21 protein-coding genes, 7 tRNA genes and 1 pseudogene are annotated in these 24,281 nt (G+C 45.8%); 13 read left to right on the top strand and 16 right to left on the bottom strand.

Translation table 11 applies throughout. The features are described 5' to 3' along the window. Window positions 1-50 precede the first annotated feature (50 nt). From JQC93_RS08225 to JQC93_RS08200, 6 genes are all read right to left on the bottom strand, one after another. Window positions 51-125: transfer RNA gene (locus tag JQC93_RS08225), tRNA-Gln, on the bottom strand. 26 nt (window positions 126-151) lie between these two features. Then, window positions 152-236: transfer RNA gene (locus JQC93_RS08220), tRNA-Leu, on the bottom strand. Window positions 237-314: 78 nt separating this feature from the next. Then, window positions 315-391, bottom strand: a tRNA-Met gene (locus JQC93_RS08215). Between the two features lie 186 nt (window positions 392-577). Beyond that, a tRNA-Gln gene (locus JQC93_RS08210) sits at window positions 578-652 on the bottom strand. 26 nt (window positions 653-678) lie between these two features. Beyond that, a tRNA-Leu gene (locus tag JQC93_RS08205) sits at window positions 679-763 on the bottom strand. Between the two features lie 42 nt (window positions 764-805). Further along, a tRNA-Met gene (locus tag JQC93_RS08200) sits at window positions 806-882 on the bottom strand. A 292-nt stretch (window positions 883-1,174) separates the two neighbouring features. Here JQC93_RS08200 and JQC93_RS08195 point away from each other — a divergent pair. Further along, complete coding sequence (locus JQC93_RS08195) at window positions 1,175-1,870, top strand: DNA-3-methyladenine glycosylase I (RefSeq protein WP_084886995.1); 696 nt, start codon at window positions 1,175-1,177, stop codon at window positions 1,868-1,870. Between the two features lie 51 nt (window positions 1,871-1,921). Here the strand turns inward: JQC93_RS08195 and ychF are convergent, their stop codons facing one another. The 5 genes from ychF to lolB all read right to left on the bottom strand — a co-directional run bounded on the left by ychF (window position 1,922) and on the right by lolB (window position 6,209). After that, window positions 1,922-3,013 (bottom strand): redox-regulated ATPase YchF, encoded by a 1,092-nt coding sequence (ychF, locus tag JQC93_RS08190; protein ID WP_205157958.1) that lies wholly within the window; start codon window positions 3,011-3,013, stop codon window positions 1,922-1,924. 26 nt (window positions 3,014-3,039) lie between these two features. Next, a complete protein-coding gene (pth, locus tag JQC93_RS08185) occupies window positions 3,040-3,630 on the bottom strand; it encodes an aminoacyl-tRNA hydrolase (protein ID WP_205157957.1) in 591 nt (196 codons plus the stop codon). A gap of 104 nt (window positions 3,631-3,734) precedes the next feature. Beyond that, a complete protein-coding gene (locus JQC93_RS08180) occupies window positions 3,735-4,679 on the bottom strand; it encodes a ribose-phosphate pyrophosphokinase (protein ID WP_205157956.1) in 945 nt (314 codons plus the stop codon). A 37-nt stretch (window positions 4,680-4,716) separates the two neighbouring features. After that, the gene (gene ispE, locus JQC93_RS08175) at window positions 4,717-5,586 is read right to left on the bottom strand and encodes a 4-(cytidine 5'-diphospho)-2-C-methyl-D-erythritol kinase (RefSeq protein WP_408068591.1); all 870 of its coding nucleotides are present in this window, start codon (window positions 5,584-5,586) and stop codon (window positions 4,717-4,719) included. A gap of 5 nt (window positions 5,587-5,591) precedes the next feature. Further along, complete coding sequence (gene lolB / locus JQC93_RS08170) at window positions 5,592-6,209, bottom strand: lipoprotein insertase outer membrane protein LolB (protein WP_205157954.1); 618 nt, start codon at window positions 6,207-6,209, stop codon at window positions 5,592-5,594. Between the two features lie 156 nt (window positions 6,210-6,365). Between lolB and hemA the strand changes: the two genes are divergently transcribed. From hemA to kdsA, 6 genes are all read left to right on the top strand, one after another. Further along, entirely contained in the window at window positions 6,366-7,622 is a 1,257-nt protein-coding gene (hemA, locus tag JQC93_RS08165) for a glutamyl-tRNA reductase (RefSeq protein ID WP_205157953.1), read from the top strand. 62 nt (window positions 7,623-7,684) lie between these two features. Continuing rightward, window positions 7,685-8,773: a peptide chain release factor 1 gene (gene prfA, locus JQC93_RS08160; RefSeq protein WP_205157952.1), complete on the top strand. Its 1,089-nt coding sequence runs from the start codon at window positions 7,685-7,687 to the stop codon at window positions 8,771-8,773. A gap of 9 nt (window positions 8,774-8,782) precedes the next feature. Continuing rightward, window positions 8,783-9,661 carry a peptide chain release factor N(5)-glutamine methyltransferase gene (prmC, locus tag JQC93_RS08155; protein WP_205157951.1) on the top strand — a complete coding sequence of 293 codons (879 nt, stop codon included), beginning with the start codon at window positions 8,783-8,785 and terminating at the stop codon, window positions 9,659-9,661. A gap of 23 nt (window positions 9,662-9,684) precedes the next feature. After that, a complete protein-coding gene (locus JQC93_RS08150) occupies window positions 9,685-10,065 on the top strand; it encodes a SirB2 family protein (protein WP_205157950.1) in 381 nt (126 codons plus the stop codon). A 43-nt stretch (window positions 10,066-10,108) separates the two neighbouring features. Further along, window positions 10,109-10,918: a SirB1 family protein gene (locus tag JQC93_RS08145; protein ID WP_205157949.1), complete on the top strand. Its 810-nt coding sequence runs from the start codon at window positions 10,109-10,111 to the stop codon at window positions 10,916-10,918. A gap of 76 nt (window positions 10,919-10,994) precedes the next feature. Then, window positions 10,995-11,846, top strand: a complete 852-nt coding sequence (kdsA, locus tag JQC93_RS08140) for a 3-deoxy-8-phosphooctulonate synthase (RefSeq protein ID WP_084887016.1) — start codon at window positions 10,995-10,997, stop codon at window positions 11,844-11,846. Between the two features lie 97 nt (window positions 11,847-11,943). On the opposite strand, the gene JQC93_RS08135 is transcribed toward kdsA, so the two are convergent. Next, window positions 11,944-13,032: a GGDEF domain-containing protein gene (locus JQC93_RS08135; protein ID WP_205157948.1), complete on the bottom strand. Its 1,089-nt coding sequence runs from the start codon at window positions 13,030-13,032 to the stop codon at window positions 11,944-11,946. 280 nt (window positions 13,033-13,312) lie between these two features. On the opposite strand from JQC93_RS08135, the gene ushA reads away from it, so the two are divergent. Both ushA and ybaK read left to right on the top strand, forming a co-directional pair. Continuing rightward, a complete protein-coding gene (ushA, locus tag JQC93_RS08130) occupies window positions 13,313-14,968 on the top strand; it encodes a bifunctional UDP-sugar hydrolase/5'-nucleotidase UshA (protein WP_205157947.1) in 1,656 nt (551 codons plus the stop codon). Between the two features lie 92 nt (window positions 14,969-15,060). Then, window positions 15,061-15,540: a Cys-tRNA(Pro) deacylase gene (gene ybaK, locus JQC93_RS08125; RefSeq protein ID WP_205157946.1), complete on the top strand. Its 480-nt coding sequence runs from the start codon at window positions 15,061-15,063 to the stop codon at window positions 15,538-15,540. 97 nt (window positions 15,541-15,637) lie between these two features. Here ybaK and rluF read toward each other — a convergent pair. The 3 genes and pseudogenes from rluF to JQC93_RS08110 form a co-directional block, all read right to left on the bottom strand. Next, window positions 15,638-16,520 (bottom strand): annotated as a pseudogene (gene rluF, locus JQC93_RS08120) (23S rRNA pseudouridine(2604) synthase RluF); the annotation flags it as partial. Between the two features lie 31 nt (window positions 16,521-16,551). Then, on the bottom strand, window positions 16,552-17,139 hold the full coding sequence (gene smrA, locus JQC93_RS08115) for a DNA endonuclease SmrA (protein WP_205157945.1): 588 nt from the start codon (window positions 17,137-17,139) through the stop codon (window positions 16,552-16,554). 119 nt (window positions 17,140-17,258) lie between these two features. Further along, entirely contained in the window at window positions 17,259-17,399 is a 141-nt protein-coding gene (locus JQC93_RS08110) for a DUF3149 domain-containing protein (protein ID WP_205157944.1), read from the bottom strand. A 356-nt stretch (window positions 17,400-17,755) separates the two neighbouring features. Here JQC93_RS08110 and JQC93_RS08105 point away from each other — a divergent pair. The 3 genes from JQC93_RS08105 to JQC93_RS08095 all read left to right on the top strand — a co-directional run bounded on the left by JQC93_RS08105 (window position 17,756) and on the right by JQC93_RS08095 (window position 21,957). Further along, window positions 17,756-17,832: transfer RNA gene (locus JQC93_RS08105), tRNA-Pro, on the top strand. Between the two features lie 523 nt (window positions 17,833-18,355). After that, window positions 18,356-19,783, top strand: coding sequence for a glutamate--tRNA ligase (gltX, locus tag JQC93_RS08100; protein ID WP_205157943.1), 1,428 nt, complete (start codon window positions 18,356-18,358; stop codon window positions 19,781-19,783). Window positions 19,784-19,944: 161 nt separating this feature from the next. After that, a complete protein-coding gene (locus JQC93_RS08095; protein WP_205157942.1) occupies window positions 19,945-21,957 on the top strand; it encodes a transporter substrate-binding domain-containing diguanylate cyclase in 2,013 nt (670 codons plus the stop codon). Window positions 21,958-21,972: 15 nt separating this feature from the next. Here the strand turns inward: JQC93_RS08095 and JQC93_RS08090 are convergent, their stop codons facing one another. Further along, window positions 21,973-23,340: a sensor domain-containing diguanylate cyclase gene (locus JQC93_RS08090; protein WP_205157941.1), complete on the bottom strand. Its 1,368-nt coding sequence runs from the start codon at window positions 23,338-23,340 to the stop codon at window positions 21,973-21,975. A gap of 209 nt (window positions 23,341-23,549) precedes the next feature. On the opposite strand from JQC93_RS08090, the gene JQC93_RS08085 reads away from it, so the two are divergent. After that, complete coding sequence (locus JQC93_RS08085) at window positions 23,550-24,275, top strand: response regulator (protein WP_205157940.1); 726 nt, start codon at window positions 23,550-23,552, stop codon at window positions 24,273-24,275. Window positions 24,276-24,281: the final 6 nt, after the last annotated feature.

Below are 24,281 nucleotides of genomic sequence, written 5' to 3'. Positions count from 1 at the left end.
CTATAGATGGGGCATCAAAACCACACTGTCTACAATCCACTACTAAATAGTGGCAGGGCTACCTGGATTCGAACCAGGGAATGGCGGCATCAAAAGCCGCTGCCTTACCGCTTGGCGATAGCCCTACAGCGATTCTTACGAATCTGAATAATGGTGCGGAAGGAGAGACTTGAACTCTCACACCTTGCGGCGCCAGAACCTAAATCTGGTGCGTCTACCAATTCCGCCACTTCCGCACAAATCTGTAGTCTTCGTTGACAATTGGTACTCAACGAGACGTTGTTCTTTTTCTCTCTTTTAATAAAAAGAAAGAATGGTGGCTACGACGGGATTCGAACCTGTGACCCCATCATTATGAGTGATGTGCTCTAACCAGCTGAGCTACGTAGCCACTCTAAATTTGGACGAAGAACTATATAACATCTTTCTGCGTCTGCCAATCAATTTTCTTGATTGGCGGGTGATTGTACTACAACAATCAAACCACTTTTAATAGTGGCAGGGCTACCTGGATTTGAACCAGGGATTATGGATGGGGCATCAAATTTCTTTCCCCATACTTACCCTTAAGTAAATATGGCAGGGCTACCTGGATTCGAACCAGGGAATGGCGGCATCAAAAGCCGCTGCCTTACCGCTTGGCGATAGCCCTACAGCGATTCTTACGAATCTAAATAATGGTGCGGAAGGAGAGACTTGAACTCTCACACCTTGCGGCGCCAGAACCTAAATCTGGTGCGTCTACCAATTCCGCCACTTCCGCATTATTTCTTAACTATTCTAACGAACTAAAACAGTTAAGAAATGGTGGCTACGACGGGATTCGAACCTGTGACCCCATCATTATGAGTGATGTGCTCTAACCAGCTGAGCTACGTAGCCAAATTTTCTGTTCTTTTTGACAGTGGCGACTGTCTCGAGAACGGAGCGCATTATGCTGTTCAGACCGAAAGTCGTCAACACTTTTTTTGAAGATTTAGAGCAAAACGGAGCGTTCGAACTTTTTTTAATCAAAGCAACCCATTTTTCACCAATTAGTGACGTTAAGTCCGCCACTAGCCAAGTTTAAAAAGTTGAAACTACATTGATAGACTAATTTGTAAGTGCACTATTTTACTTAGCAATGCCGTAGAATAGTATTGTCATAGTGAGAGGTAATGGAGTTAAGCAAAAAATGAGGTTTGAATCTTTTGACTCAATGTATCAGCGGGCGTGTGACCGTAAAGGTGGACAAGCCGCACTTGAGTCGTTGTTACCACCATGTCGTACGCCAGACGAGTTGATCGATATTGGTGACGATCGATATTTAGCTCAATTTACTAAATCGATCTTCCAGTCTGGCTTTGTGTGGAGAGTGATCCACAACAAGTGGCCCTCATTTGAGGAGGTGTTCTGGCAGTTTGATGTGAGTAAAATACTGTTGATGCCAGACGATATGCTCGAGCGTAAAGCGCAAGATCCCAAAATTGTCCGCAATTTTAATAAAGTGAAGACCATTCCAGCTAATGCAATGATGATGCGTTCTGTTCAGCTTGAACACGGCAGTTTTGCTGAGTTTATCGCCAATTGGCCAGAAGATGAAATCGTCGAATTGTGGTTATACCTTAAAAAACATGGTCAACGCCTTGGGGGTAATACAGGACCGTACGCGTTAAGGCAGTTAGGAAAAGATACTTTTGTATTGAGCAGTGATGTCGAAAGTTATTTGCGCGCCCATTCCATTATAGAAGGTGGCCTATACAGTCAGAAAAGCCTTCGTGCTACGCAACAAGCCTTTAACCACTGGCGAAGCGAGTCTGGCAGGAGCTTGTCGGATATTTCTAGGATCATTGCCTATGGTGTCGGCGATAATGTGGTGTTAGCTGATTAGTTTACTGCTGAGAGTATAAAAAAAGCCCTCTTGCAGAGGGCTTTTTTGAGATTAAACGTTAAAGCGGAAGTGAATAACATCACCGTCTTTTACGATGTAGTCCTTACCTTCAAGACGCCACTTACCCGCATCTTTAGCGCCAGACTCACCATTGTTAGCAATGAAATCGTCATAGCCAACCACTTCAGCTCGGATAAAGCCTTTTTCAAAGTCAGTATGGATTTTACCTGCTGATTGAGGAGCAGTGGCACCAATTGGAATTGTCCACGCGCGAACTTCTTTTACACCAGCTGTGAAGTAGGTCTGAAGGGTAAGCAGTTCGTAACCAGAACGGATCACTCGGTTAAGGCCAGGCTCTTCAATGCCCATATCAGCAAGAAACTCTTCACGATCTTCGTCGTCAAGCTCAGCGAGCTCAGATTCAATGGCTGCACATACGGCAACAACAACGTTATTTTCGTTGGCGGCGTATTCTTGCACTGCTTCTAGATATGGATTGTCTTCGAAGCCGTCTTCGTTGACGTTAGCAATGTACATAGTTGGCTTCATGGTGAGGAAGTTTAGGTAGCCGATGGCCGCCAATTCTTCTTTTGTCAACTCAACGGAACGTGCCATGCCACCTTCGGTAAGGATAGGGAGCAATTTTTCTAGAACAGAGAGTTCGAATTTTGCGTCTTTGTCTTGGCCTTTGGCTTTTTTCGCCGCACGCTGCATCGCGCGCTCACAGGTATCAAGGTCAGCAAGAGCCAGTTCTAAGTTGATCACTTCGATGTCTTCAATCGGTGATACTTTTCCTGAAACGTGCACAATGTTGTCGTTTTCGAAACAACGCACTACGTGGCCAATGGCATCCGTTTCACGAATGTTGGCCAAGAATTTGTTGCCTAGGCCTTCACCTTTTGACGCACCCGCAACCAATCCAGCAATATCAACAAACTCCATGGTTGTTGGCAGGATTTTTTGTGGGTTGACGATTTTCGCGAGTGCATCAAGGCGCAAATCGGGTACAGGTACCACGCCTGTGTTTGGTTCGATAGTACAGAACGGGAAGTTTGCCGCTTCGATACCTGCTTTAGTCAGCGCATTAAAAAGGGTGGATTTACCTACGTTTGGTAGGCCCACAATGCCACATTTGAAACCCATGATAGTAACCTTATTGTATAAAACGATTATTCTGCTTTGAAAGTATGCAGGCGATTTTGCGCTTTTGCTAAGCCATCTTTAATTAAGATATCTAAACTTCGCACCGCTTCATCGACTACAGCATCTAAGCATTCTTGCTCTTTGGTTGGGGCTTTACCCAACACATAGCCCGCGACGCGATCTTTGTGCCCTGGATGGCCAATACCAATGCGCAAGCGATAAAACTCTTTATTGTTGCCTAATCGGCTAATGGTATCTTTTAGGCCGTTATGCCCACCATGCCCCCCGCCTTTCTTAAACTTTCCAACTCCAGGTGGAAGGTCTAACTCGTCGTGAGCCACCATAATTTCTTCTGGCTTAATTTGGTAAAACTTCGCAAGTGTCGCAACGGATTTGCCAGACAAGTTCATAAAGGTCGTTGGGATCAGCAGACGCATGTCATGGCTACCCATTTGGATGCGGCCCGTTAACCCAAAAAATTTAGGTTCGTTCTTTAAGGTCACATTATGAACTCGAGCCAACTCCTCTACGACCCAACCACCAGCGTTGTGCCTGGTTCGGGTGTATTCTGGCCCAGGATTGGCTAAACCAACCAACAGTTTAATTTGCTCTGACACTGCGGACTCCAAATAAAAAAAGCGCCGTATGATAGCACAGAAAATAAAAAAGGACCGACTTCGATTTAGAAGGCGATCCTTTGCGGGTATGTCACTAATAAATACTAGTTAAACATAGCCGAGATAGATTCTTCGTTGCTGATGCGACGAATGGCTTCTGCCAACATGCGAGATAGGCTTAGCGTAGTCACTTTACCTGTCGCCGCCATTTCTTTCGAAAGGCTGATTGAGTCGGTCACGATCACTTGGTCAAGAACAGAATCTTTGATGTTGCTTGCTGCATTGCCAGAAAATACTGCGTGAGTTGCGTAAGCGAATACACGCTTAGCACCGCGTGCTTTTAATGCTTCAGCCGCTTTACACAGTGTGCCACCAGTATCGATCATATCGTCAACGATAACGCAGTCACGGCCTTCAACGTCGCCGATAAGGTTCATCACTTCAGACACGTTAGCGCGTGGACGGCGCTTATCAACAATCGCAATGTCGATATCGTCGAGTGCTTTCGCGGTTGCACGAGCACGAACAACGCCACCTAGGTCTGGAGAAACCACTACTGGGTTTTCTAGGCCACGTGATTGCATGTCTTCTAGCAATACTGGAGTACCAAAGATGTTGTCTACAGGCACGTCGAAGAAGCCTTGAATCTGTTCTGCGTGCAAGTCGATGGTTAGTACGCGGTCAACACCGACATTAGACAAGAAATCTGCCACTACTTTTGCAGTGATAGGCACACGAGCAGAACGAACACGACGATCTTGGCGCGCGTAACCAAAATATGGGATTACAGCAGTAATACGGCCAGCAGAAGCGCGACGCATTGCATCAATCATTACGACCAATTCCATTAGGTTGTCATTGGTTGGTGCACAAGTCGATTGAATAATGAATACATCACTACCACGAACGTTTTCGTTGATTTGAACAGCGACTTCGCCGTCAGAGAAACGGTCAACTACAGCATCACCAAGTGAAATGTAGAGACGGTCAGCAATACGTTGAGCCAGTTCAGGGGTAGCGTTTCCAGCAAAAAGCTTCATATCAGGCACGGTAAAAAACCTCAGGGTTGCGTACAGATTGTTTGAGTTAAGTGTAGGCTTGTTGGTACTTAGCCAGTGTCACATTGAGTGGCGAAAGATTAACCCCTTTAGTAACAAAGGATTGGCAATCTTTGTTGACATTTTTTTGCAACTCCAGTGCCTTCGCACTGTCGTCAAATTCCGAAAAAACGCACGAACCGGTGCCAGTCAATCGTGACGGCGCGTATTGTAGCAGCCATGAAAGTTGCTTATCAACCTCTGGATAGAGTGAACGGACTATTTTTTCGCAATCGTTTTCGTAAGGTGTTTGATTTAGCTCCTCCCAAGCGCGCTGTGGCGTGTTTCTGGGAAGATCTTTGTGACTAAAAATTTCTGCGGTAGAAATATGAACATTGGGGCGTAGAACCAAATAGGTTTTTTCGCTTGGGGAGACGGGAGTCAGTTTTTCACCAACGCCTTCAGCAAATGCAGCAACACCTTTTATAAACACCGGAACATCGGCACCCAATTGAATGCCAATCTGTTGTAACTCTGTGTTACTCAAATTGAGTCCCCACAAGAAGTTCAGTGCAACTAATGCCGTCGCTGCGTTGGACGAACCGCCCCCAATCCCCCCGCCCATAGGCAGAGTCTTAAACAAATGGATATGCGCTCCAAGCTGGCAGCATGTGTGTGCTTTCAGTGCCATAGCCGCTCGGAAGATTAAATTGTCCTCAATCGCTAGCCCCTCAATAGCAGGTGCCAAGGTGACACTGCCAGAGTCATTGGCTTGAATATCGAGCTTGTCACCGTGTTCTACAAACTGAAATAGAGTTTGTAGATTGTGATAGCCACGTTCATTTCTACCCGTGATATAGAGAAATAGGTTGAGTTTCGCAGGTGATGGCCAATGAGTTAGATCGAAAATTGGGGTCATGACAGTTACTCTTCGATGGTCCATTTAGAGACCGCAACGATCAACTTGGTTTGTTGATGATTGAGCTTCATATTTTGCGGTAGCGTATACTGCTGAGCTTGTGTATACGCGGAGTAATCCACTGTCCATTTGGCATCGCTTGCCTTGGTGTGAGTCGATTGAAGATAGAACTGTGGGTTTAATGTAAATGGATCATTTTCACCGGGTAAGCCTATCATCCAGTTGTCGAAATGTTCGATTGGGATGTCCAAACCAGTTAGGTTTTTGACTAAATAGTTAGCATCTAGGTGCGAGAAAATTTCACCATCACTATTTTCTACTCGCGCATAGCGGGGGGTGATTGTCAGTGACATGACTTTTGTCCCCAAAAACGTAAACAGGTTGAGCTCGGTTCTATCGGCACTTTTCGACCAGGTGAAATTGAGGCTTTGACGTTGACTTGGGTCGATGTAACCCAGTTTCCCACTGGCTTGATAATGGGTGAGCTGAAGCAATTTTTGTTGGTGCTCTTCCCAACTACTTACAGGCTCGAGAGGCTCTTGAGTGGGTTGTTGTCCAAGTTGAGAACAAGCAGTAAGAAAGGCCAATGCGCAAAGTGTGACTATCCGTAGTAGCGATTTCATGGGGTAAACCGAGATTCCATAGCAATGTTTTTCAGCGCAAACTATAGCATTATTACAGCGATTAGGCTCAAACAAATCGCTTAAACGCTTTCTTTAGCACCGCCCATCAAGTAACATCTGCGATTGAATTTTTGCAAGGTATTACTCTTTTCGTTTATGCCGCTTTTAGTTATTGGTATCAATCACAATACTGCTCCTGTTGAGCTTCGAGAGAAAGTTGCCTTTTCTCCGGATGCTTTGGACGTAGCGTACGCATCGCTAAATGATGTGCCCCACGTGATTAGTGCCATGATCTTATCGACTTGTAACCGCACAGAGTTATATGTAGAAAGCTCTAGTGAATGCTCAGACGCCATCATTGATTGGCTAGTGTCCTTCCATGAGTTGGACATGTCGAGCCTATTACCATCGCTGTATAGTTATAAAGAAGACCAAGCGATCACTCACCTTATGCGAGTGGCTTGTGGATTGGACTCTTTGGTATTGGGCGAGCCGCAAATTCTTGGGCAGGTAAAACAAGTGTACACACAAGCGATCGAGCACAGTGCACTGGATGGTACGCTCGATAAGCTGCTGCAAAAAACCTTCTCTGTCGCTAAGCGAGTACGTACAGAAACCGAAATAGGCAGTAGTGCTGTTTCTGTTGCTTATGCCGCGTGTAATTTAGCGAAACACATATTTGAATCTTTGGCCGACGCCTCTATCTTACTGGTAGGTGCTGGTGAGACCATAGAATTAGTTGCAAAGCATTTGCATGATAGTGGCGGTCGAAAAATGGCTGTCGCAAACCGAACTAAAGAACGTGCACAAGGACTTGCTGACAACTTCGGTGCACGCGCCATGTCGTTAAGTGACATTCCAAATCATTTAATGAATGTCGATATTGTGATCAGTTCAACCGCAAGCCAGTTGCCTATTATTGGTAAAGGGATGGTGGAAGATGCACTTAAAGCGCGCCGTCATAAGCCGATGTTGTTTATTGATATCGCGGTACCGAGAGATATCGAGCCTCAGGTTGCCGATCTCAATGACGCTTACTTGTATACGGTGGATGACCTTCAGAGTATCATCGACAAAAATATGCAACAGCGCCGCACAGAAGCCGTTCGCGCAGAGGCCATCGTAAAAGAAGAGTGTGCTGCATTTATGGAGTGGAGACACTCTCGAATCGCAGTGGACAGTATTCGAGATTACCGTTTATCTGCCAATGATGTTCGTGTAGAACTGCTGGCAAAAAGCCTAAGCGCACTGCAGTCGGGAGCTTCGCCCGAAAAAGTGCTGGTCGAATTAAGCAATAAGTTAACCAATAGGTTAATTCATGAACCGACCAAAGCGCTGCAAACTGCAGCACAATCTCAACAATTCGATAAACTTGGAGTGATACGACAAACTCTAGGTTTAGATGACAATTAGCAAACCAAGCTTGTTATTGGTGTTCCACCTGTTGCTTGGTAATAATCAAAGAAAAGACCACTATGAAAGACTCTATACTCGCAAAACTGGAATCGCTTGTTGAACGCTATGAAGAAGTTCAGCACCTACTGGGCGACCCAGATGTGATCGGCGACCAGAATAAGTTTCGTGCTCTCTCTAAAGAGTACTCGCAACTTGAAGAAGTCACTGCTTGTTTCCAAAAGTATCAGCAAGCCCAAGACGATCTAGATGCGGCCAACGATATGGCCAATGAAGATGATCCGGAAATGCGCGAGATGGCGCAAGAAGAGATCGCAGAAGCGAAAGCGGCCATTGAAACGCTAGCAGCCGAACTGCAGATACTATTACTGCCAAAAGATCCTAACGACGAGCGTAACTGTTTCCTCGAGATCCGCGCGGGTGCTGGTGGTGATGAAGCGGGCATATTTGCCGGTGATTTGTTCCGTATGTATTCCAAGTTTGCGGAAAAGAACGGCTGGCGTGTAGAAGTTATGAGCAGCAATGAGTCTGAGCAGGGCGGCTATAAAGAAATGATCGCTAAAGTGAGTGGCGATGGCGTGTTTGGTACGCTTAAGTTTGAATCAGGTGGCCACCGAGTGCAGCGTGTACCCGAAACAGAATCTCAAGGTCGCGTCCACACCTCGGCATGTACGGTTGCGGTGATGGCAGAAGTACCTGAAGCCGAACTCCCTGAAATTAAAGCGTCTGATCTGAAAATCGATACTTTCCGCGCCTCGGGTGCGGGTGGTCAGCACGTTAACACCACAGACTCTGCCATTCGTATTACTCACTTACCAACCGGTACGGTTGTTGAGTGTCAAGATGAGCGCTCTCAGCACAAAAACAAAGCCAAAGCGATGTCGGTACTGGCTGCGAGAATCACTCAAGCTGAAGTGGAAAAGCGTGCCGCTGAAGTGTCGGATACTCGTCGTAATCTATTGGGCAGTGGCGATCGCAGTGACCGAATTCGTACATACAACTACCCACAGGGGCGTGTATCGGATCATCGCATTAACTTAACACTGTACCGTCTATCTGAAGTGATGGAAGGTGATTTGTCTGCGTTGATTGATCCTGTAGTGACAGAGCACCAAGCGGATCAGCTTGCCGCTTTGTCTGACCAGCATTAATCGTTAGCGATGCAACATTTTGCGTTATCGGCCAACTCAACGGTTGAGTTGGCTTTAGAAAGTGCCACACAGGCTTTGCTGGAGCATTCCGAATCAGCAAAGCTCGATGCGCAGGTTTTACTCTGTTTTGTGCTTCAAAAGCCTCACAGTTACTTGTTCACTTGGCCAGAGAAGTCACTCACTAATCAGCAAGTTTCTCAATATAAGTCGTTAGTGAATCGCCGAACCCACGGTGAGCCTATCGCGTATATTGTCGGTACTCGTGAGTTTTGGTCTCTAGAGTTGGACGTTTCGCCCAGCACATTGATTCCAAGGCCCGACACAGAGCGCTTAGTTGAATTGGCGTTGGATAAAACCACCGATGGCCAGGCAATTTTAGATCTTGGGACAGGGACTGGCGCTATTGCATTGGCCCTCGCATCAGAGTGTCCACAGTCGTCAGTGACAGGGGTAGATTTTCAACAACCCGCAGTACTGATCGCAAAGCAAAATGCTCGCAGACTTGGCATAAAAAATGCTGAGTTCAAACTGAGCGATTGGTTTTCGGCCGTAGACAATGACACTCAATTTTCGACCATTGTATCTAATCCACCGTATATTGACCCCGCGGACCCACATTTGTCTGAAGGTGACGTACGTTTCGAACCGGTAACGGCGTTGGTGGCAACGAATGAGGGGTTATCAGACCTGCAACATATTGCCACTCAAGCGCGGGGGTATCTCACTGAACAGGGTTGGCTGCTTATGGAGCATGGCTATGATCAAGGTGAGAAAGTTCGAGAAATTTTGAACGACTTGGGGTACACCCAAGTGCGTACAGAGCTTGACTATGGTGGTCGAGACCGTGTCACGCTTGGACAGTGGACAACCGTACACTCAACGGATTAACGACCGATTCAATAAGGATGAATATGTATTTTGCTGCAAAACACGCTCACTTATTTTTTATACTTCTTAGCGTCACACTCTTTGTGATCCAGTATGTTCTTAAAGTGAGAAAGTCGCCATTGCTGGAGCATCGTTTTTTTAAAATTGTTCCTCATGCGGTCAATGGTGCTCTTATTGTATCAGGGCTTATGATGTTAGCGGTGACCGGCTACATGCCGTTTACCGAAGGCGGAGCCTGGTTAACCGAGAAGCTCACCTGTGTATTGGCCTACATTGCGTTAGGTGTATTTACCATGAAAATTGCAGCCAATGAAGGGCTGCGAGCGTTCGCGTTTTTTGGTGCCTTAGGGTGGTTAATAATGGCGGCCAACGTCACTATTTCCAAAACACCAATGTGGTTTTAATTTCGCTGTTATTCAGCACCAGCAGTTGAAGTAAGAGGTAACTGTGTTCGATCTATTTGACGATGATTTAGACCAGATGGAACTGATCGAAGGCGCACTAGCACTAAACTGTGCGGTCAAGCCTTCTGTAGACAAAATAGATGTCATGCGACAGCTTGGCGAATTATTCATTGAAGCCGAAATGAAATTGGCTCACGAACCGAACGAAAAGCTTCGATTTGAATCGCTGCTACGCCTTTTCTATAACGAATGGGGTTTTAAAGGCGATCAAGAGTCTTACTTTTCGTCTGACAACGTCTTTGTCGATAAGGTATTAGAACGCCGACAAGGTATTCCAGTTTCACTGGGAGCAGTATTACTGTTTCTGAGTAATAAATTGGGCCTTCCAGTCTCTGGTGTTACCTTCCCAACGCAGTTTATTTTACGCGTTGACTGGCCTGATCAAGAGACGCAATTTATCAACCCGTTTGACGGCGAGTATGTCACGCGCAGCACTCTAAAGGCATGGATGATTGGGCATGATGGCCCTCTTGCTAAAGTGACTGAAAAAGACATTCAAGCGTCAGACAACCCAACAGTAGTAGGACGTTGGCTTGCCGTAATGAAAAGCGCATTACTGCGCGAAGAAAGCTTCACACTAGCGCTTCGCTGCTCTGATATTGCGTTAACGCTTGTGCCCGAAGATCCATACGAAATCCGTGATCGCGGTTTTATCTATCAGCAACTAGAGTGTCACTCGGTAGCGGCAGAAGATTACCGTTTTTTCATCGAACAGTGCCCTGATGACCCAGCGGCAAAAGTGCTAAAGCTTCAAGTTAAAGTTTTTGATGAAAGCCCAACAGTATTGCATTAATTTTCGGCTACACTAGTTCCTTATTGATTAACGGTCGTTTATTACCTTAATTAGACGTTTTGTTAGAGAGAACCCCATGACCCAAAAAACAGTCAACATCGGCAACATACCTGTTGCTAACGATAAACCATTTACTCTTTTTGCCGGAATGAATGTCCTCGAGTCACGCGATTTGGCGATGCAAATTTGTGAACATTACGTGAAAGTGACCGATAAGCTTGGCATTCCTTATGTGTTTAAAGCCTCTTTTGACAAAGCGAATCGCAGTTCTGTCCATTCGTACCGTGGCCCTGGTATGGAAGAGGGATTGAAAATATTTGAAGAGCTTAAGCAGACATTCGGCGTGAAAGTGATCACCGATGTGCATACCGAAGCGCAGTGTCAACCTGTGGCCGAAGTGGCCGATGTGATCCAGTTGCCTGCATTCTTAGCCCGTCAAACCGATTTGGTTGAAGCGATGGCAAAAACAGGTGCGGTGATCAACGTTAAGAAACCTCAGTTTATGAGCCCTGGGCAAGTAGGTAACATCGTTGATAAGTTTGCAGAATGCGGTAACGAGCAAATTATCTTATGTGAACGTGGTTCATGCCTTGGATACGATAATCTAGTGGTTGATATGCTTGGTTTTGGTGTGATGAAAAATGTGTCCGGAGGTAGCCCAATCATTTTTGATGTGACTCACTCTCTGCAAATGCGTGACCCATCGGGAGCGGCTTCTGGCGGTCGACGCGAGCAAACGGTTGAACTGGCGAAAGCGGGTCTTGCCACTGGGATCGCAGGGTTGTTTATCGAAGCTCACCCTGATCCAGACAAAGCACTGTGCGATGGTCCTTCTGCTCTGCCTCTTGATAAGCTTGAGCCATTTTTGGCGCAGATGAAGACGCTTGATGATTTGATCAAAGGGTTCGAGCACATCGATATTAAATAGTCGTTCCGACACGACTGAAACTTTTAAGCGAGGCTCATCGATTGAGCCTCGTTTTTTTTGGGGCGTATTTACTGTAATGGCGCGCCGCAAACCGCTGTTACGCTGACATGACCCTGTTTCGACCCGACTCTTTAGCGTTATAGAGCGCCATATCTGCTTTTCCTATGGCGTATTTCAATTGGCTATCAAACTGTTTACCATGCCAAAATCCGATGGATAAGGTTACCGCGGAGCCATGTTCAAATCGCTGTTTTTCACATTGCTGCTTAAGGTAATGACTGAAGAGCTCAACGCTTGCTTTGTCTGTATTGGGTAGAACAATTAAAAACTCTTCGCCGCCATAGCGGATGGCTGTGGCGCCTTCGGGGAGGGCTTGACGTATGAGCGAACCGAGGCGTTGGATGACGTCATCACCTATTTCGTGACCGAACGTATCGTTGATCGATTTAAAGTGGTCAATATCTGCAATGATGATCCCCAGTTGGTCGAATTTTCTGGCCTCGGGTAATACGGTATATCTTAGGTAGTGACGATTATGTAATCCCGTTAACGCGTCGGTTTCACTTAGCTCTTTTAGTTTCCGAGACGAGCGTGTTAGCGCCAGCGACTGTCGGCGGACTTGTCGCTCTTGTTGGTAACGGCTATGAACTTCTTTTTCTCTACGAAATGAGGCCAGTGCGCATATGATCATTGTGGTGATCACAATCGATATGTGGTCGGATTCTTTATTGTAATCCATGTCTAAAAGTCGTGGGTAAAGGAAAATAAGGTAGGGGATTAAGATCGTAACCATACTGGTCAAGGTTAGGCTAAATCGCATACGAGAAAGTGTACCGAGGTAGAGCATAATGAGCATGACGCCACTTTGATAGTTGTTGTTCCCCAGTTCAACAGCGATGTAACCAACCCAGTTAACGAGCCAACCCGCAAAAATAAAAAACACCATCTCAGTTGCTTCTAAATGCTTCGATTCCGTCTTAACAGAAACATACAGTGACGTGGCCGCAACGATGACAAACAGAAAGCGTATGATGACAATGTTAAGCGAGTCATGACCCAGGGTTTGATAGTCAAATAGGGCAAACGCTGCGTAAACGACAAGTGCAAACTGCGTGTAGTGGACGTAAGGCTTATAAATATTGTGAAATACGAAGTGGCGAAATCGTAACTCTGAAAAATGGCTCATAAACAAATAGGCATGTTGGTTTATTCAGTATGATATTCTGTTTAATGGGCTGTGTACATCAACGACGTAATAAATCTGTTGAGTCAAGCCGGTATTGTTATACAGTGTTACCCGCGAACTAAACGTTTGCGTGTGAGTTAGTGAACAAAAAAAAAGTTTGCTCGGCAGATAGTTAGGTTTAAATCAATTAACCCGATTACACTATGGTTATCGACACACGCCCCCGTAGTGAGTCGTAACAAAGTTTTCGTATGTTGAATCAATAAAAATAGGCGAGATAATGAAGGAACATAAGTTTTTAAAAACAGCAGTAGCCTCTATGCTACTTGCCACCCTTGCAGGGTGTGCATCTCAAGGACCAGCCTGGGAAGAAGACAAAACCTACCAATTAACTGTTTTGCACACCAATGACCACCATGGTCGTTTCTGGCATAACAAATACGGTGAGTACGGCATGGCAGCTCGTAAGACCTTGATCGACTCAATTCGTGCTGAAGTCGCTGCATCAGGAGGTGAAGTGTTACTTCTATCTGGTGGTGATATCAATACAGGTGTGCCAGAGTCAGATCTACTTGATGCAGAACCAGACTTTAAAGGCATGACCATGATTGGTTACGATGCTATGGCTATCGGTAACCATGAGTTCGACAACCCACTGCACGTGCTTGATATGCAAATGGGCTGGGCAGACTTCCCTATGCTTTCTGCAAACATTTACGATAAAGAGACGGGTGAGCGTAAGTACCAAGCGTATCAAGTATTCGAAAAACAAGGCATCAAGATTGCGGTTGTCGGTTTCACTACAGCAGATACTTGGAAAATTGGTAATCCAGAATATATTGGTGGCTTAGAGTTCCGTGCACCAGAAGATGAAGCTAAAGTTGTTTTGGCTGAAATCGAAGCCAACGAACAAGCAGACTTAGTTTTTGCTGTGACGCACATGGGTCACTTTGCCGATGGCAAACACGGTGGCAATGCTCCGGGTGACGTTACCCTTGCACGCTCACTTGAGCCAGGCCAGCTAGACCTTATCGTTGGTGGTCACTCTCAAGAGCCAGTTTGTATGGAAGGTGAGAACCGTGTTGCAGACTTTAGCCCTGGTGACGAATGTAAACCAGACCAACAAAATGGCACTTGGATTGTTCAAGCGCATGAGTGGGGCAAATACGTTGGCCGCGCTGATTACGAGTTCCGCAACGGTGAATTAAGCCTTGTGAGCTACGATCTGATCCCAGTAAACCTTAAGAAGAAAATCAAGGTTGATGGTGAGTCTCAACGTGTATTCATCCAAGACGAAATTGCAGCCGATGCTGAGATGCAAGCGTTCTTGCAGCCTTATCAAGACAAAGGTCAAGCTGAGCTAAACGTTACCATTGGTACTATCAACGATACCTTAGTGGGTGAGCGCGCGATTGTTCGTTCTTCACAAACCAACTTAGGCCGTTTGATCGCAACTGCGCACATGGAACGCGCTAAAGCTGATTTTGCTGTCATGAACTCTGGTGGTGTACGTGCTTCTATCGCAACCGGCGATGTGACGTATAAAGACGTGCTAACAGTTCAGCCGTTTGCTAACGCCCTTACTTATACCGACATGAGCGGTAAAGAAGTGCTTGAGTACCTAACTGCGGTAGCAACCAAAGAAAAAGACTCTGGTGCATTTGCCCAGTTTGCAGGCGTATCGTTGACTGTGTCTAACGGTCAAATCAGTGACGTATTGATTGGCGGTATGCCGGTCGATATGGCTAAGACTTACCGCTTCACTGTACCGAGCTTTAACGCATCTGGTGGTGACGGATACCCGAAAGTGACGGGTCACCCTGGCTACGTAAATACTGGCTTTGTGGACGCGGAAGTGCTGAAAGAGTTTATTGAAACAAACAGCCCAATCGACGTTTCTAAATTTGAGCCAATGGGCGAGATTACGTACAAGTAATCAAGCTTAGTAAAACAGCGTTATAACTTAGAGGCTAGACTTGTTCTAGCCTCTTTATTATTGTAAACATTAAACCCAATTACACTGCTGCCATGACTCCTGCTGTTAATCTTCTTAAAAAGAAAAAAATCACCCATTCCCTGCACAGCTTTGAGCACGATCCAAACAGTCGTAACTTTGGTATGGAAGCGGCCAAAGCGCTAAACCTTGATCCTAAGTGCGTATTTAAAACGTTGCTTTTCTCACTGAATGGCGCGGCCAAACAACTGGCCGTTGCGATTGTCCCAGTGGATTCGTCATTGAATTTGAAACTAGCGGCCAAGGCGGCAGGCGTTAAAAAAGCCGAGATGGCTGAGCCTACCATTGCCCAGGCGGTGACAGGGTATTTAGTGGGTGGCATAAGCCCCATCGCACAGAAAAAAGCGCTGCCAACCTTTATAGATGACAGCGCATTGAAATTGAAACAGATTTTGGTGAGCGGTGGTAAGCGTGGGCTCGATATACAACTGTCACCGCAAGATTTGGCAGCGGTGACACGTGCCCGGTTTATGCCTCTTAAACAGGGGGATTAACGCTTAAGTCCAAGTGTTCCGCTTTTACGTGGTCGACTGGGTGTGGAAGAGCCGTTGTCTGAGTGTGGCTTGGCACCATGGCGTCTTTTATTTGGATTCGATTTAGGTGCGTGCCTAAACTCATCGGCACCATGGCCTCTATAGGTCTTCTGGTTGCGTCTTGCCTTAGAGCTTTGGTTTTCTTCACGGCTATCAAACAATTTGGCATCAGTCGCTCTACGAATGCGTTGACCCGTTTGATCTTTTTTTGATGCTTCTTCTGTACCGCTAGAGCCTTCAACAAGTGATAAAATTTGCTTAACTTCCACGTCCGTTAAGTAACGCCACTCTCCGTTGGGAATGCCATCAATGCTGATATTCATAATACGTACTCGACGCAGTTTAAATACTTCATAGCCAAGCGCTTCACACATGCGGCGAATTTGTCGATTCAAACCTTGAGTAAGTACAATGCGGAAACTGTATTTGCTCTCTTGAGTCACCTTACACGGAAGTGTCACCGTGTCTAAAATAGACACACCGCGTGACATAGACTGAATAAACTTATCCGTGATAGGTCTGTCTACCCGTACTACATACTCTTTTTCGTGGTCATTACCGGCACGTAGGATTTTGTTGACGATGTCGCCGTCGTTGGTCAAGAAGATCAAACCATCTGACGGTTTATCCAAGCGACCAATAGGGAAGATGCGCTGCTTATGCCCAATGAAGTCAACAATGTTTCCGGGTACGTCTCTTTCCGTTGTGCAGGTGATACCGGTTGGCTTGTTGAGGGCAATATAAATCGGTTTAGCCTTAGCTTTTAATGGCTTGTTGTCGATCAATACGGTGTCATTGTCGGTTACTTTAAGCCCCATCTCTGGCTTAATACCGTTCACTGTGACTCGGCCAGCGTCGATCAACTTGTCGGCTTCGCGGCGTGAGCAAAATCCTGTTTCGCTAATAAACTTGTTTAATCTTTTTTCAGTAGTCATAGGTATCCTTTACGTTTCTCAACGGCTTATTGGTCGGTTAGCCAAGTCGCTTTTGATGGCGTTCGCGAGTTTCTTGCTTTTTCGCGTCACTTTTTCTTAGCATTAAATAGAGTGCTCCGGTGCCACCGTGCTGTGGTAGAGCAGAGTGCGCACACATTACCTCAGGGATGTGTTCAAGCCAAGCAGCAAGATAGCTTTTTATAAGCGCTGGCGGGTTTGAGTGATGCCCTTTACCGTGAACAATGACCACAGTTCGAATATCAAGTCGCATGCAGCGTTTTACAAATTCTATGACCTCATCACGAGCGTGCTTAAGCGATTTCTTGTGCAAGTCGAGTCTTGCTTGAATCGGGTACTTACCTAATCGGAGCTTTTTGTACACACCATCTTGTACACCATCTTTCTTATATTCGATGAGATCATCGGGCTTAATGATTGGTGCATTATCGAGTGTCAAATAGTCGCTCAGTGGCTCCGACTCTTTTACGGCGGCGGCTTGACGAGCCAATTGTGCATCAGTAATGCGAGATTTATTTTCGTGGTTGGTGGTGTCTTGTTTGAGAGGGGTAACATCGCCCATCATTTGACGAAACAGATCTTCGCCATCTAATGCATCATTGGACATGATTGGAATCTCAATGGATATTTTGTCCAATTATATTCAGAGTTGCGCGGAAATCCCAATAAAAAAACCGGAGCGATTAGGAAATCTCTCCGGCAGCAACATACCCATTGCGAATTGATTTAGTGAGGAGATTTGTCACTCATAACTTTGTAAACAAAAAAGCCGAAAAAGAATATCATCAACGCGAACGCGCCAAAGATGACTAACATTGAAGAGAGGCCGACACTATTTCCAAACAGCTGATCCATCCAAAAATCCATTTTCAAACCCTTGTAGAAAGTCAGAAGACAAGCACTAAATTAATCTGCTGATGCTTTTTTGTACTGATCTGGATCAATTGTTTTTCATTTGTTGTGGGTGTGGAAAGTTTGTAATAACAAAATGTTAAAGAGATCACCTTGGGGGTTCTGGTGCACTTAGCAAGTAAGGGTAAAAAAATTGAAAAAAAGGGTTGCATCGTTCACTCGAATCCGTATTATTGCGGCTCTCGAAGGGCAACGGCCATTGAGAGACTGATTCGGTGAATAGCGCAGCTTGGTAGCGCATCTCGTCCCTTGGGTATAAGGGGACCAGAGGGTTAGACCCTCGAAATGAGATAAATACTGGGAATACAGTTCGGTGAATAGCGCAGCTTGGTAGCGCATCTGGTTTGGGACCAGAGGGTCGGGGGTTCGAATCCCTCTTCACCGACCACCTTTAAAAAGCCTCGCTATATTAGCGAGGCTTTTTGCTATTTGAAGTTTAAAAATTCGAACGTTAATGTGTCATTGGCATCGACAGCCCAGCGGGTCGGGTGCGGAAGCCCGCCGCGTTCGAATCCCTCTTCACCGACCACCTTTAAAAAGCCTCGCTATATTAGCGAGGCTTTTTGCTATTTGAAGTTTAAAAATTCGAACGTTAATGTGTCATTGGCATCGACAGCCCATCGGGTCGGGTGCGGAAGCCCGCCGCGTTCGAATCCCTCTTCACCGACCACTTTTAAAGAAGCCTCGCTATACTAGCGAGGCTTTTTGCTATCTGAAGTAGTAAAATTAAAACGTTAAAATGAAAGTGGCATCGACAGCCTATCGGGTTGGGTGTGGCAGCCCGTCGCGTTCCAATCTCGCATGTCGAAACAGCCATCCAACACTCTCAACTTGCCTCCCTCCTATATCTTGCTAAAATGTCGCGCAAATTGATTGATTTCGGCCATCCGGCCCATTACTAAGGTTAACTCATGACGGTAAAAACACGTTTTGCTCCAAGTCCAACTGGCTATTTACACGTTGGTGGTGCACGTACAGCACTATACTCTTGGCTTTTTGCTAAGAAAAATGGCGGGGAATTTGTGTTGCGTATTGAAGACACAGACCTTGAGCGTTCTACTCAAGAAGCTGTGGACGCAATTTTAGAAGGCATGAGCTGGATGGGTATGGAGTGGGATGAAGGTCCTTACTACCAAACCAAGCGCTTTGATCGTTACAACGAGATGGTTGATCAGTTACTTGCCGATGACAAAGCGTATAAGTGCTATGCATCAAAAGAGCTGTTAGATGAGATTCGCGCTGAGCAAGAAGCAGCTAAAGAGATGCCTCGCTACGATGCAGAGCACCCTAAAATAAAAGCAGTAAACGAGGCGGCAAAAGACGGCGATCCTTGCGTGATTCGTTTCCGCAACCCTAAGGGTGGCAGTGTTGTGTTTGAAGACCAAATTCGTGGCCGCATCGAGATTGGCAACGAACAGCTAGATGACCTAATTATTCGTCGTACTGACGGCTCACCGACTTATAACTTCTGTGTTGTCGTTGATGATTGGGATATGGGTATCACTCACGTAGTACGTGGTGAAGACCATATCAATAATACACCGCGTCAAATTAATATTTACGAAGCATTAGGTGCACCAGTTCCAACGTTCGCCCACTGTGCAATGATCTTGGGCGATGACGGCGCTAAACTGTCAAAACGCCATGGCGCAGTGTCAGTGATGCAATACCGCGATCAAGGTTATTTACCAAACGCACTGAACAACTACTTGGTTCGTTTGGGGTGGTCTCATGGTGATCAAGAAATCTTTTCTCAGCAAGAGATGATTGAGTTGTTCTCCTTGGATGCGATTAGCAAATCAGCGTCTGCATTCAATACAGACAAGCTGTTGTGGCTAAACAACCACTACATTAAAACTTCCGATCCTGCATATGTCGCTGAGCACCTTCAATGGCACTTAGATGACCAAGGCATTAACACAGACAATGGTCCAGCCATTGAAGCTGTCATTTCACTCGTAGGTGAGCGTTGTAACACCTTGGTTGAACTGGCACAGCAGTCTCGTTATTTCTATGAAGATTTCTCTGAGTTTGACGCCGCTGCAGCGAAAAAGCATCTTCGTGGTGTGGCAAAAGGCCCACTAGAGCTGGCATTAGCTAAAGTTGAGGCACTATCAGATTGGTCTACTGATGCCATTAAGCAGCAGGTGATCGCTGCGGTCTGTGAAGAACTAGAAATTGGAATGGGTAAGATCGGTATGCCGCTTCGCGTTGCAGTCACAGGTGGTGGCCAATCACCGTCAGTTGATGCAGTTATGGAGCTCATTGGTAAGGAGCGTTGCGTGCAGCGTATGAAGCTGGCGTTAGAATTTATTGCACAGCGAGAAGCAAACGCCTAATCCTTTAACCAAAGTTGCTTTAAAGCCTGTTCAAATTTTGAACGGGCTTTTTTGTACTGATCAATCTAATAATTTTGTCCTATTCACATCCCGAACTCTAACGCATTGAATATTGATTCAACATGTCGTATGGTTAAACAGCGGATGGTATAGGAATAATAATGAATAAGCTAGGTTGGGTACGACGACTCGCAGTATGGATACTGCTTGTCTGTGCTCCAGTGACGTTTGCTGCGATTGAAGGAAGGTACGTCGTTGCAACGGAATCTGATGATGTAATCACTAAAACACTCTTCGACGAAGTGTCTGAGCAACTAGGCTTAGATATCGTCTATTTAGAGTACCCGAATTTTGACGCTTTGTTGAAAGGGGTGGCGAGTGGTGAAAGCGACTTTGCGGCAAACATTACCTTTACCGAATCGCGTGCACTAGATTACAATTTTTCCAGTCCGACGAATATCGAATATACCTACCTGTTTACTCAGTACCAATCAGAGTTTAACTGGGATAAAGCCACCAAAGTGGCCGCACCTAAAAACACTATTTTTGTTGAACTCATCAAAGAACGCTACCCACATGTTTGGGTGGCCGAGTTTGATGGCGTGGAGCAAGGGCAGTTGTGGTTGTCTATGTCGCTTGTAGACGCGATGATAGATGCGATTCATAACTTAAAGCCGATGCTCGAGGAAGGGTATGAGGCGCAAATTCTTAACGATCAATTGCCGATAAAGCCTGTCTCTATTGTTGCTCCTAAAGGACAACACCAGGAATTGCTCGATGCTATGGTTAAAGTGATCCATCAGCCGGATGTGCAAAGAAAGCTTCGAGAAAATGTACTGGCGTATCAATTTGAAATTAGACAAAAGGCCTTACAAAAACAGTCTCAAGATCTTCCTGAGAGTCACTCCGAACCAATAAGCATTGTGGTAGAGAACCTTTATCCGTTTGCACGTTATTTGGAAAGTGGGGATATTGAAGGGATCAGTGCTGATACGGTTTTGCATGCCTGTGATCTGATTGGGGTTGAGTGTGACATAGTGAGCCAGGCTGGTGACAGTTGGGATGATATTTACACTGCGTTTAAGCAAGGGAAAGTGGATGCGATTGCACCTCTGACGATTTCTGATGCACGTAAAGAGTTTGTCCACTTTACCAGTCCACATTACTTCCCTGTCGCTGTTTTAGCTAAGCGTAGCGGATATAAACATCAGGTTTATGGCAATGTGTCTGAGCTATTAATCGAACGCATTGGCGTTGTAAATAATGACTTCTTTGAAGAGCTGCTGAATGAACTGCTTCCGCAAAAGCAGCTCTATCAGTATGAAAATCAAGATGAATTACTAAAAGCACTACTGCGTCAGGAGATTGATTACATCGCTCTTGATCGCAGCAAGCTCAATCAGTGGCTAGTGGAAGACGATAAGCTTGGTATTGAAGAAGAGCTGAGTATCGAGCCATTTCATGTGTCTGAAATCGCAATGGGATTCCAAAAAAATCCGTACGGTGAACAATTGGCCCATTTGTTTTCAATGGCGTTTAGGTTAATTGATACTGAGCAGATTAACGCGCGCTACGATTTAACCCCCGACTGGAGAGAAACGCTCGCTCGAGAAAAAGAGTACGCAAGTAAGTTCCAAATGGTCTTATGGATTGCGTTGGTGCTAGCGGCATTGACTGCGTGGTACATGTTTAGACTGTCGCTAACCGATAATTTAACCGGCCTATACAATCGCCGAGCCATGTACCTACTTTATGGCCGCGGGCTAAAAGCAAAACAGTCGTTGTGCTACCTTGACGTCAATAAATTTAAGCAACTCAACGATACCTATGGTCACCATTTCGGTGATCGAGTACTGCAACAATATTCACGTCACCTGAAAATGCAATTGCCAGGGCGAGCATTCCGTATTGGTGGTGATGAGTTTGTCGTGGTTTGTCGAATACCAAAAGAGCCATTGGTTGAGCTGATTACCTCGCTTAAAAAGTTCAGAGTAGAGATAGAAGGGGCGCAACCGATTGATATCGATGTCTCCGTGGGCCTTTATACTCATGAACATGTGAATTGGTCATTTGAAAATATCCTACGTATGACCGATCGCGCTATGTATACCGCAAAGAAAGAAAGTGACGACCAGTGTGTTATCGTTGAAGGCCCGCAGTCTAAAGTTGCGTAGTAACAATGATGGGTGCTAATTAGGGTCTTGATGCTTTACTTGGTACATTTTCTCATCGGCTTTTCGCAATAGGACATCAATGTCCTTACTATCTTTGTTAAAAATGGCATACCCAAAGCTGCAGCTGATAGTCACCTGTTTTGCCGATTTTACGTTCTCATCAAGGTGAACAGGCTCGGTTTCTAATCGATCTTTTAGATTTTTAATAATGATGTCTACATCCGACTCTAGTCCCACCCTAGGTATAAGAGCGATAAACTCATCGCCACCGACTCTCGCAACCACGTCGGTGCCCCGCAAACCCGATTTGAGCCGGTTGGCCGCTGCAAGTAAGACTTTGTCACCAGCACTGTGCCCGTAGGTGTCGTTAATCGCCTTAAACTTGTTTAAGTCAATATTGAGCACGGTAAACACACTATTAGTTCGTGTCGCGTGATCGGCAAGTTGATTGAGCGTATACATCAGGTAGCGTCGATTGGGTAATTGTGTGAGGTCATCTTGCAGCGATTGACGATTTGCGGTTCTGTAAAGGCGATAGATCATAATGAAGGCAATGCACAACAGCGCCAAGATTGCGTAGCCAATTAAGCGGATTTTGGCGTAACTGTTCCATATATCCCAGTGCAGGTTGGTCTGAATTTTTCGACTTTCAATTCGCCATTGATTCAATGGAAAGTAGATCTCTTGGCTTGCGTCACTGTGATCGATTAGCTCGCCATAGACGGGTTTTTTCTTATCAATACCGTAATCGTCGGAGTAGATGGCAATCTGATACTCATCGGTCAATGCTAGCACTCCTGCTTGCTCTAGCAGGACGTTCCAATCTAATTCTAAGCTCAACCCTCCCCAATAACGATCATTATCTGGGGGATCGATATAGACAGGTAAACGCAGTATCAGTACCTCTGAACTCATGTTGGTTCTCATGGGGCCATTAAGCACCGGTGCTTGATTGATTTGAGCTGTTAGAACACCAGGCCAGTGGCTGGGCGAAAACGGCAATCGCATACCCACGTATTGTTGGCTGTTTGCCATTGGGTAGACAGTCGCTACTCTATCGTGTGGGGCGATGATCACGGTTCTTAGTATTTGCGAGTCTCTTAGCATCGACTCAGCTAACGTTTGCCAATGTTGCTGTGACGAATTTTGCGCAACCACGATGTAGTTGGTGAGTCGAGAGGCGCGAAGAATTTCGTTGGTTATTAGGGTTTCAAAGCGAGCACTGACAGATTGCAACGTAATGGTTGCCGCATTGAGTTTGTCCTGCTTGTTGGATTGGTACGCGGCATATTGCATCTGTTCTATAATTATCACAGCGACAACGATTAACAAAATAAACAGCATGCGCATAAACCAACGGAAGTAAGTGACCGTGTCGTTCAAATATCGAGCCCCTACATCTGTGTTCAATCTTAAAGTCTAGACCAAAGTAGTGTGGAGTGCTTTCGCACCTACGTGACACAGCTTGAGAAATGTCATTAAGATCGAGAACAATTTCTTTTAGTGTGACCACCGCAGTTACACATTGTTTAACAATAGTTCAACATAGTCCAAAAGGTAGTACACCAACAGAATTTATCGAGAGGTAGTGGGTGACGAATAGGATTTTGGTGGTCGATGATGACCAAGAAATTGGCGTGTTACTCAAAGAGTATTTTGAGCAAGCTGGCTATCACTTAGATGTGGCGGAAGACGGTGATGCGCTGGAGGCGTATTGGGCATCGCATTCTGAGCCGGACTTAGTTCTTTTGGATGTTATGCTTCCGGGTGATGATGGCTTCGAGTTGTGTCGAAAGTTACGGGCTCGGTCTAACGTACCCATTATCATGCTAACAGCCGTATCGGACGAGATGGACCAGATAGTCGGGCTTGAGCTCGGTGCGGACGATTACGTGGCCAAACCGTTTAATCCTCGCCAGTTGATGGCAAGAGTCAAGGCATTGCTCAGGCGCACCAAAACTTCCCGTGATGCAGGGCACGAGGGACCGCCTAGCTTTTACTATTTTGGTGATTGGAAATTAGAAACCTTGTCGCATCGTTTGATCCACCAAGTCGACCAAACGATAGTTGATTTGTCGGGCAGTGATTTTGCCTTATTGCTGCTTTTTCTTCAGCACCCCAACCAAGTGCTTGATAAAGACACAATAACAAGACAAACCAAAGGACGTGAAAGTTTACCTTTCGAGCGCGGGCTAGATGTTCAACTGAGTCGGTTGAGGCAGCGCCTTGGATCGAGCGAAGAGACACCCGTGTATATTAAAACAATTCGCGGTAATGGCTATCTCTTTACTGCGCCTGTCGATGCACAACACTCGTAAGGCCTG

Origin of the sequence: Vibrio ulleungensis (assembly GCF_016900875.1) — a bacterium.
Lineage (GTDB): Bacteria > Pseudomonadota > Gammaproteobacteria > Enterobacterales > Vibrionaceae > Vibrio > Vibrio ulleungensis.
This window is presented reverse-complemented; position numbering and strand designations above follow the sequence as displayed.